The sequence below is a fragment of the Actinophytocola sp. genome (assembly GCF_035942955.1).
Taxonomy (GTDB): Bacteria; Actinomycetota; Actinomycetes; order Mycobacteriales; family Pseudonocardiaceae; genus DASYTH01.
In genome coordinates this window covers 18,123-27,083 of the sequence record NZ_DASZCQ010000015.1, presented here as the reverse complement: position 1 = coordinate 27,083, position 8,961 = coordinate 18,123, and the positions used below count along the sequence as shown (strand labels likewise).

General features: G+C 71.1%; 11 protein-coding genes. 5 read left to right on the top strand and 6 right to left on the bottom strand.

The window, feature by feature from the left end; genetic code table 11:
• The 4 genes from VGX25_RS01330 to mtrA form a co-directional block, all read right to left on the bottom strand.
• On the bottom strand, nt 1-246 hold a 246-nt coding region (locus VGX25_RS01330), incomplete at its 3' end, for a ComF family protein (RefSeq protein ID WP_414635701.1).
• 57 nt (nt 247-303) lie between these two features.
• Nucleotides 304-2,046 (bottom strand): LpqB family beta-propeller domain-containing protein, encoded by a 1,743-nt coding sequence (locus VGX25_RS01325; RefSeq protein ID WP_326915637.1) that lies wholly within the window; start codon nt 2,044-2,046, stop codon nt 304-306.
• On the bottom strand, nt 2,043-3,752 hold the full coding sequence (gene mtrB / locus VGX25_RS01320) for an MtrAB system histidine kinase MtrB (RefSeq protein ID WP_414635700.1): 1,710 nt from the start codon (nt 3,750-3,752) through the stop codon (nt 2,043-2,045). The genes VGX25_RS01325 and mtrB overlap by 4 nt, the downstream gene beginning before the upstream one ends.
• 10 nt (nt 3,753-3,762) lie before the next feature.
• Entirely contained in the window at nt 3,763-4,440 is a 678-nt protein-coding gene (mtrA, locus tag VGX25_RS01315; protein WP_326915636.1) for an MtrAB system response regulator MtrA, read from the bottom strand.
• A 65-nt stretch (nt 4,441-4,505) separates the two neighbouring features.
• Here mtrA and VGX25_RS01310 point away from each other — a divergent pair, with 65 nt between their 5' ends.
• On the top strand, nt 4,506-5,015 hold the full coding sequence (locus VGX25_RS01310; RefSeq protein ID WP_326915635.1) for a VOC family protein: 510 nt from the start codon (nt 4,506-4,508) through the stop codon (nt 5,013-5,015).
• On the opposite strand, the gene VGX25_RS01305 is transcribed toward VGX25_RS01310, so the two are convergent.
• Both VGX25_RS01305 and VGX25_RS01300 read right to left on the bottom strand, forming a co-directional pair.
• Nucleotides 4,998-5,648: a dTMP kinase gene (locus VGX25_RS01305; RefSeq protein WP_326915634.1), complete on the bottom strand. Its 651-nt coding sequence runs from the start codon at nt 5,646-5,648 to the stop codon at nt 4,998-5,000. The two genes, VGX25_RS01310 and VGX25_RS01305, sit on opposite strands and share 18 nt — an antisense overlap.
• Nucleotides 5,649-5,799: 151 nt before the next feature.
• Nucleotides 5,800-6,549 (bottom strand): DUF1266 domain-containing protein, encoded by a 750-nt coding sequence (locus tag VGX25_RS01300; protein WP_326915633.1) that lies wholly within the window; start codon nt 6,547-6,549, stop codon nt 5,800-5,802.
• A gap of 113 nt (nt 6,550-6,662) precedes the next feature.
• On the opposite strand from VGX25_RS01300, the gene VGX25_RS01295 reads away from it, so the two are divergent.
• From VGX25_RS01295 to VGX25_RS01280, 4 genes are all read left to right on the top strand, one after another.
• Nucleotides 6,663-7,019: a metalloregulator ArsR/SmtB family transcription factor gene (locus VGX25_RS01295; protein WP_326915632.1), complete on the top strand. Its 357-nt coding sequence runs from the start codon at nt 6,663-6,665 to the stop codon at nt 7,017-7,019.
• A complete protein-coding gene (locus tag VGX25_RS01290) occupies nt 7,016-7,654 on the top strand; it encodes an SRPBCC family protein (protein ID WP_326915631.1) in 639 nt (212 codons plus the stop codon). Before VGX25_RS01295 ends, VGX25_RS01290 begins: the two co-directional genes overlap by 4 nt.
• Nucleotides 7,655-7,708: 54 nt before the next feature.
• Nucleotides 7,709-8,266: a YdeI/OmpD-associated family protein gene (locus VGX25_RS01285; RefSeq protein WP_326915630.1), complete on the top strand. Its 558-nt coding sequence runs from the start codon at nt 7,709-7,711 to the stop codon at nt 8,264-8,266.
• Nucleotides 8,267-8,507: 241 nt separating this feature from the next.
• Entirely contained in the window at nt 8,508-8,834 is a 327-nt protein-coding gene (locus tag VGX25_RS01280; protein ID WP_326915629.1) for a hypothetical protein, read from the top strand.
• Nucleotides 8,835-8,961 lie beyond the last annotated feature (127 nt).

Here is an 8,961-nt window from a genome sequence, read left to right as displayed (position 1 = left end):
GCCCAGCGGCTCGGCCAGGTCGCGCCGGCCGCGCTCCTTGTAGCCGATGACGGCCCGGCGCGCCGCCCCCTCGTACCGCCCGAGGGCGAAGGCGGGCGGACCGTGCGCGGTGGCCTCCCGCTCCACGGCGAAGGGCCGGCGCACGCCGGCCGCGCAGACGTCGCACCAGCCCACGTCCGGGGCGTCGCAGCCGGCACAGCGCACCGGCACCACCAGATCGAGCAGCAGCCGCATGGGGTTCCGCATGCCGGTGAGCCTGCCCGACCCCACCGACAGTTCTGGCACGGTCGGCACGTCCGGCGCTCAGCCGGGGTAGAACGGGCGGGCGCCGGGAATCTGGTGCTGGGGTTGGAGTTGCCAGACCTGGTTGGTGTCGGAGGAGGTCCACATGCCGACCCGGTCGGTGACGACGACGTCGCGGTCGGGGGCGGCGGCGATGGCCGAGACCGGGGTGCCCAGGTTCTGGCTGGTGTACGGCTTGACGTCGAAGCCGTCGACGGAGAGGTTGAGGACCAGCTGGCCGGTCTGGGCGGTGGCCACGACGACGGTGTCCTGGCTGCGCCAGTCGACGCCGACGACGTCCTTGACCCTGGTGCCCTGCAGGGTCCTCGGCGACTGGATGGTGACCGAGTCGCGGGCCCGCACCACGGTGGCGACCACGACCTGGCCGTTGGCCACGGCGGCCATCCGCACGCCGTCGCGGGACAGGCGAAGGTCGGTGATGGTGCCGAACTCGCGCAGCACGCCGGCGTTGACCTTGCTGGGCGACCAGGTGCCGGTGCCGGTGCGGACCACGCGGAAGACGTCGACGCCGTTCTGGACCGTCCACACCTCGTTGCTGGCCGCGGTCGGCGTGCCGAACAGCCAGGTCGGCCTGGTCAGCGTGGACGCCTCGAGGTCGACCTCGGCCAGCGGCTGGCCGATCGGGCCGATCCGCAGCCGGGCGCCGGTCGGCACCTCGTGGACCACCGCGATCGAGCTGCCGTCGAACGACTGGGCCGCGCTGGTGACCCTGAGGTCGCCGTTGCCGGCCGGGCCGGCGACGGGATCGCCGTTGCGCAGTGAGTGGACCCGCCCGGTCGCCGTGTTGGTGAACATCCCCGGGAGGTCGGCGTTGGGCTTGGCCACGGCGTCGTAGGAGGGCACGTCGCTCGGCCGCCAGTCGCCGTGCCCGGGAACCAGGGCCTGGCCGTCGACCATCAGCCGGATCCGGCTCTGCGTGACGTCCCGCAGCGTGAGCACGATCTGCGCGGCGATCAGGTCCCGCTCGTCGGGCGTGAGGTCGCCGAGCTTGGTCAGGTTCACCACCAGGGCGCCGTCGGTGTCGGCCACCGCGTTCGTGCGCAGCTCGGCGCCGTCCTCGATCGCCGTCTTGACGGCGTTGACCAACGTGTCCGACGGGCCGTCGAGCAGCAGCCGGACCACCCGGTCGGGAACCCCGCCGGGCTGGGCCAGCACGTAGCGCAGGTCCGGCACGATCACCCGGAACTCCGGGTCGAAGAAGTACACCCGCACCTGCTGGTAGCTGGCGGTGAAGTCGGGCAGCGAGATCAGCACCGGCTCGGGCGGCGTCTGGATGCGCCACGGTGCGCTCGCGTTGTCCCGGCGCACCTGGACGCGGTACTCCTCGCTGCCGAACGCCGGGACGAACGCCCGGTCCGAGCCCAGCCGGCCGACCTTGGTCACGGTCAGCACGACCGTGAACTCGTTGGGCTGCTCCTGGCCCTGCGCCCGCCGGTCCTGGATCGGCAGCGGCGCCGTCACGAACGTCTCGTCGATGATCGTCGGCGGAGCGTCGGCCTGCCAGGCCTCCCGGGCCTCCGGGGTCAGGTAGCCCTTCGCTACCTCCGGATTGCCCGCCGCACCAACGAAACCCCGCACGAGCGTCAACGGGTCGGCGTCGTCGTCCGGGGACGTGTTGGGGCCGGGCGGGTTGCCGCCGCCGTTGGGCACCGCCTGCGGAGACGACTGCTCGGGGATGTTCGCGCAGCCGGCCAGCAGCGCCGCCACCACAAGGGCCAGCCCGGCAAGACGCGTGCGGCTCATCCCCGCACCTCCTCCCGGTCCCCGCGCAGGCTCAGCTCATCAGCCCTGCCATTGCCCGCCGGTGAGCCCGGCGACTCGGCGTCGGCGGGCGGCTCGGGGTGCACCTCACCGGGCAGGTCCAGCGGGCTCCTGGTGTAGCCGACGCCCTGCCGCCGCGGCAGCGTCAGCCGGAAGCACGCGCCCTCGCCCGGCTCGCCCCAGGCGTCCAGCCCGCCGCCGTGCAGGCGGGCGTCCTCGAGGCTGATCGCCAGTCCCAGCCCGGTGCCGCCGGTGCGCCGGTTACGCGACGGGTCGGCCCGCCAGAACCGGTTGAACACCAGGTCGGCCTCGCCGGTACGCAGGCCGACCCCGCTGTCCCGGACGGTCACGGCCACCGCGTCGTCGTTGAACGCCAGCCGCAGCGTCACCGGCCCGCCCTCGCCGTGGTCGATGGCGTTCGCCAGCAGGTTGCGCAGGATCCGTTCCACGCGGCGGGACTCGACCTCGGCGATCGCCTCGGTGTCCGGCAGCTCCACCACGATCTCGGATCCGGCGTTCTCGGCGATCCGGCGCACCGACTCGACCGCCCGCTCGACGATCGACCGGAGGTCGACGAACTCGGCGATCAGCTCCTCGACCCCGGCGTCGAGCCGGCTGATCTCCAGCAGGTCGGCCAGCAGCGACTCGAACCGGTCGAGCTCGTCGACGAGCAGCTCGGTGGACCGGGCCAGCCCGGCGGGGAACTGGACGCGCGAGGCGTGCAGCACGTCGGCCGCCATCCGCACGGTGGTCAGCGGGGTGCGCAGCTCGTGCGAGACGTCCGAGGTGAACCGGCGTTGCAGCGTCCCGAACTCCTCGAGCTGGCGGATCTGCAGCTGGATGCTCTCGGCCATCTCGTTGTAGGACTGGGCAAGCCGGGCCAGATCGTCCTCGCCGATCACCGGCAGCCGCTCGTCGAGCTCGCCGCTGGCGAACCGCTCGGCGGCCTGCGCCGCGCCGCGCACCGGGCGGACCACCTGCCGGGTGACCAGGTTGGCGATCCCGGCCAGCAGCAGGAGCAGCACGACGCCGCCGACGATGAGCGTGTTCTGCACCAGGTTGATCGTGTTCTGCTCGGCGGTCAGCGGGAACAGCAGGTACAGCTGCATGGCGCGGGTGGAGTTGGAGATCGGCGCGCCGACCATGAGGTAGGTGACCCGCCCGCCGGTGTCCCGATCGGACACCGTCTGGATCTGGTGGGTGAACTTGCCGGACTGCACGAACTGCCGCAGCCCGTCCGGCACGTACTCGTAGGGCCCGACGAACCGCGCCTCGCCGGTCGCCAGGTCCCGGGTGTCGCTGGCCAGCACCGCCTCGAACGCGCCGGCGACGGAGCTCGTCGTGCCCTGCAGCTTGTTCAGCGCGCTGGTGAGCCGGCCCTCCACGGGGTCGGAGCCGGGGGCGACGCCGACCAGCTCGCGGTTGACCACTCCGACGGCTTCCCTGGTCGCGCCGATCGCGGCCTGCTGCTTGGTGTCCAGCAGGCGCTCGGTGATCTGGTACTGCAGCACCATGCCGAGCACGAAGACCACGGCCGAGGACAGGGCGAGGGTGGAGATCGTGACGCGCAGCTGCAACGAGCGCCGCCACATGACGCCGAAGCGGCCGGCCTGCCGCCGGCCCCATCCGACCGCGCGCCCGGTGTGCCGAAGCACGGCACGGACGAACCGGGCAAGGAGAGCTTTCACCGCGCCTCGATCAGGGAGGGCCGGCCTTGTAGCCGACGCCGCGGACGGTCAGCACGACCACCGGGTGCTCGGGATCCTTCTCCACCTTGGAACGCAGCCGCTGCACGTGCACGTTGACCAGCCGGGTGTCCGCGGCGTGCCGGTATCCCCACACCTGCTCGAGCAGTACCTCGCGGGTGAACACCTGGCGGGGCTTGCGGGCCAATGCGACCAGCAGGTCGAACTCCAGCGGGGTGAGCTGGATGGCGACGCCGTCGCGGGTGACCTCGTGGCCGGGCACGTCGATGGTGAGGTCGCCGATGGACAGCGTCTCGGCCGGCTCGGACTCGGTGCGCCGCAACCGGGCGCGCACCCTGGCCACGAGCTCCTTGGGCTTGAACGGCTTGACCACGTAGTCGTCGGCGCCGGACTCCAGCCCGAGCACGATGTCCACGGTGTCGCTCTTGGCGGTGAGCATCACGATGGGGACACCCGACTCGCCCCTGATGGCCTTGCAGACGTCGATCCCGTTCATGCCGGGCAGCATCAGGTCGAGCAGCACCAGATCGGGCTTGAGCTCGCGGAGCGCGGGCAGCGCCCGCGTGCCGTCGGCCACCACGGCAGTGTCGAAGCCCTCGCCGCGCAGCACGATGGTCAGCATCTCGGCCAGGGCGGGGTCGTCGTCCACGACCAACACACGTGCCTTCATGGCTACATCGTCGCACTTGGGACGTGGTACTCGCGGGAGCCCCCACCGATCACTACAGTTGAACGTTGAACTACCTATACAGGGAGGTGAGCATGGGCATCCGCCGGCTCAACCACGCCGTGCTCTACGTCAGCGACGCCCAGCAAAGCGTGGCGTTCTACCGTGATGTCCTGGGGTTCCGGGTGATCCACCAGCGGCCCGGCATGGCGTTCCTGCGCGCGGCCGACTCGGACAACGATCACGACCTCGGCCTGTTCCAGGTGGGAACACCGGCGCCGGCCGGCGGGCCGCCGCGGGTCGGGCTGTACCACCTGGCCTGGTCGGTGCAGACGCTGACCGAGCTCGCCGAGTTCGAGCGGAAGCTGGTCGCGGCCGGGGCGCTGGTCGGCTCCTCCGACCACACCGTGTCGAAGTCCTTGTACGGCAAGGATCCCGACGGCCTGGAGTTCGAGGTCTCCTGGTTCGTGCCGCGCGAGCGGGTCACCCCGGAGATGGAGGAGGACCTGGCGATCCGCCAGCTCGACATCGAGGCCGAGATCCGACGCTGGGGCGGCGAGCTAGTCGGGGCGCTGTAGGGCCAGCCGGGCCAGCGCCGGAAGGTCCACAGTGGAGCCACCGTCGACGACCCGCCACGGGCTGAGCCAGCCGTCGGCGGCGAGCTGGTCGTAGACGGCGGCACAGCGCGCCTGCAGGCCGCCGTCGGACTCCCACGTGTCGCGCCCCCGATCGGACTCCGTGCGCTCCCGGTGCACAGAGCGCTCCGCGGCCAGCTCCGGGGAGACGCGAAGCAGCAGGTGCAGGTCCGGCACCGGCAGGCCGAGCCGGTCGATCTCGAGCGCACGCACCCACTCGACGAACTCGCCGCGCGCATCCTGGTGCAGCCTGGCCGCGCCGTAGGCCGCGTTGGACGCGACGTAGCGGTCGAGCAGGACGACGTCGTGACCCGCCAGGTCGGCCCGGACGGTGTCGGCGGCCGCGTGCCGGTCGAGCGCGAAGAGCACCGCCATGCCGTGCACCGAGTCGCCGAGGTCGCCAAGCCGCCCGTGCAGCGCGTCGCTGACCAGGTCGGCGTGCACGTCGGCGCCGTAGCGGGGAAACGCCAGCCGCCCGACCGAGGCACCGCACTCGGCCAGCGCGGCGGTCAGCTTGTCGGCCAGAGTGCGCTTGCCGGCGCCGTCCAGCCCCTCGATCACGATCAGCCGTCCCACGGCAGGCACCTTAGTGTCTTGTGGAGGTGGGTTCTGCACGACGGATGCCTGTGGTGCGTCGCCACGGTGGTTGGCTGGCCGGTTGCTCGCGGTGGGCCGGCGTGGCGGGCGACCACTCCCAACCGGCGTTGTGCACAACCCACCCGACGGCTCAGAACGGGATGTGCCGCCACGGGCTCGCGGGGGCGGTCATCAGCATGCGGTGCGGGCCGAGCACCGACTCGTACATGTGGCCGTACTCCTCGTTGTCGAAGCGCAGCACCCGGCCGAGGGCGTAGCCGGCGCCGAAGTCGGCCCAGGAGACGTAGTACTGCCGGGTGAGTGCGCCGGTCCGGAGGATGACCGACTCGGCGGTCGGATAGTCGCAGAAGCCGGCGCCGAAACCCCAGCGGGCCATGCTCACCGCGCGGCCGAAGTCGTAGCCGAGCACGGAGTTGACGGTCCCGTTGAGCGGCAGCAGCCCGTCCGCGCGGAACCTGGCCTCGTAGCGGGTGATCATGCCGACATTGTGGACGAACTCGTCGACCAGCTCGGGCGCGGTGCCGCGGGACCGTCCCCATTGGACGATCGCGTCGCGCCACATCGGCAGGTCGCACCGGCCGTAGCGGCCGAATATGTCGCGGCGCAGGTGCAGCAGCAGGTCGGTCTCCGGGCCGACGTTCTGCCCGGCGAGCAGGTAGTCGACCTGCTCGCGCCACTCCTGCGGATTGGTGATCCCCCAGCTTTCCGCCAGCGACTCCCGGGTCTCCTCGCCGCCGGTGGCCGGATCGACCAGCGCGTTCCACGCGTGCGCATTGTGGATCGGGATGTGCGCACCGCAGGCGAACCCATGCGCGAGCGGACCGTAGAACGGACCACGCGGCTCGCTGACCAGCGTGTCGACATGATCGCAACTCGACACCCGAGGAAGTTTAGCCCCGCGCCACCGCCGCCGAGGCGAGACCGCTCAACCAGGCCGGACGCCTTCGGTATTTAGTGTTGACTTATATAAGTCGACGCTGATAACTTGCCGCCGTGCACGCGTTCGACGTGCTGGGCGATCCGGTCCGGCGCCGGATTCTGGAGCTGCTCACCGAGGGCGAGCACACCTCCGGGGCGATCTGCACGGTCGTCCAGGAGGAGTTCGGGATCTCCCAGCCGGCGGTGTCGCAGCACCTGAAGGTGTTGCGGGACAACGGATTTGCCACGGTCCGGGCCGAGGGGGCGCGGCGGCTGTACGCGGTCGACACCGCACCGCTGCGGGAGGTCGACATGTGGTTGGAGCAGTTCCGCCGGTTCTGGAGCCAGCACCTCGACGCGCTGGCCACCGAGCTCGCCCGAGGCAAACGCGAACGTCGCCGTATGGCATCGAAACCCAAGGAGGACAAATGATCGACATTGTCACGCAGATCAACGACATCCGGCGCGAGGTCGGCAGCGGCCGGCTCGGCGGGAGCGAGGCCCGCAGCGTGATCCTGCGCAGGCGCTACGACGCGGAGATCGAGGACGTCTGGGATGCGTGCACCAACGCCGAGCGGATCCCCCGCTGGTTCCTCCCGGTCAGCGGGGATCTTCGCCTCGGCGGCAAGTACCAGCTCGAGGGCAATGCCGGCGGCGAGATCGTGAAGTGCGAGCCGCCCCGGCTGCTGCGGGTGACCTGGGTGTTCGGCGAGCTGCCGCCGTCCGAGGTGGAGGTTCGACTGTCCGCAGGCGCCGGCGGCGACACCACCGACTTCGAGCTGGAGCACATCGCCATCGTCGATCCCGAGCACTGGGTGCAGTTCGGGCCCGGCGCGGTCGGTGTCGGCTGGGATCTCACGCTGCTCGGCCTCGGCCTGCACCTGCGCGGCGGAGGCATCGACAACCCCGGGGAATGGCTGCAATCGCCGGAGGCCAAGGCCTTCATGACCCGAAGCAGCGATGCCTGGCGGGTGGCGCACGAGGCGTCCGGCGCGGATCCGACGGAGGCGGCGGCGATGGCTCAGCGGACCCTCGCCGTCTACACCGGGGACCCGTCGGCGAACTAGCGGGCGGGGTGGTCGTGCGGGACGCTCGGCTTGCTTGATCGCTACGCTGAAGGGGTGATCCTGTTCGCGTCGCAGGCCGAGTTCGAGGCGTGGTTGGACGAGAACCACGAGACCTCGGACGGGGTGTGGGTGAAGCTTGCCAAGAAGGGCTCCGGCGTGGCCAGCGTGACCTATGCCGAGGCCGTCGAGTCGGCGCTGTGCTACGGCTGGATCGACGGCCAGGCGCGCAGCGTCGACGAGCAGTTCTACCAGCAGCGGTTCACTCCGCGGACCAAGCGCAGCAAGTGGTCGAAGATCAACCGGGACCGGGTGACCGCGCTGATCGAGGCCGGGCGGGTGAAGCCGGCGGGCCTGCGCCAGGTCGAGGCCGCGAAGGCCGACGGTCGCTGGGACGCCGCCTATGCCAGCCCGGCGAACGCCACCGTCCCGGACGACCTCCGCGCGGCCCTCGACGCCAACCCGGCGGCCGCGGCGTTCTTCGCCACCCTGGACAGTCGCAACCGGTACGCCATCCTCCACCGCACCCAGGACGCCAAGAAGCCCGAAACCCGCGCCCGCCGCATCACCCAGTTCGTCGACATGCTTGCCCGCGGCGAAAAGCTCTACCCGTAAGTGTCGTCGGTGGTCACCGCGAGGATGCGGTGACCATGACCGTGCCCGCCTTCGCCGACGAGTCCCGCCGTGGCTGCGTCTACACCGTCGCAGTCGCCATAGCCGAACCGGTGAACCTGCGGTTACTTCGGCGTGAGCTGCGCGGCCTGCTCCTGCCCGGTCAGCGCGAGCTGCACTTCAAACGAGAGAAGGAACCCCGCCAGCGGCAGCTCGCGCGGCGATCGCCCGGCTCCCGATCGAGGTGCACGTCTACAACCGCACCCGCGAGCGCCGTGTGGAGCAGGCTCGACAGGCGTGTATCGACGGCCTGGCACAAGACCTCCTCAACCGCGGCGCGCATCGTCTCGTGCTCGACAGCCGAGCCGAGATGGACACCAACGACGAGGCGACGATCCGGGCCGCCGTGATCCGGCACCCCCACGACACCCGGTTCGTGTACGAGCATGTCGACTCGGCCAGCGAGTGCTTGCTCTGGGTCCCCGACACGGTGGCGTGGTGCGTAGGAGCGGGCGGGCACTGGCGCAAGAGGATCGATCACATCGTCGCCGCCGTCATCGACCTCGATTGACCCCAGACAGCGCGAAGCCCGGCGTGATGGCCGTCCGACCATCCACCGGGCTCACTTCTTCGGCCCTCTATGGCCTCCGCGACGACCATGCTACCCGACGGCCCGGCGTCGCGCCGATACGACGCGG

Coding starts and splice junctions, on each gene's coding strand:
- mtrA (WP_326915636.1), bottom strand. CDS start 4,440: ATGAAGGCACGTGTGTTGGTCGTGGACGACGACCCCGCCCTGGCCGAG.
- VGX25_RS01325 (WP_326915637.1), bottom strand. CDS start 2,046: ATGAGCCGCACGCGTCTTGCCGGGCTGGCCCTTGTGGTGGCGGCGCTG.
- VGX25_RS01290 (WP_326915631.1), top strand. CDS start 7,016: ATGATCGACATTGTCACGCAGATCAACGACATCCGGCGCGAGGTCGGC.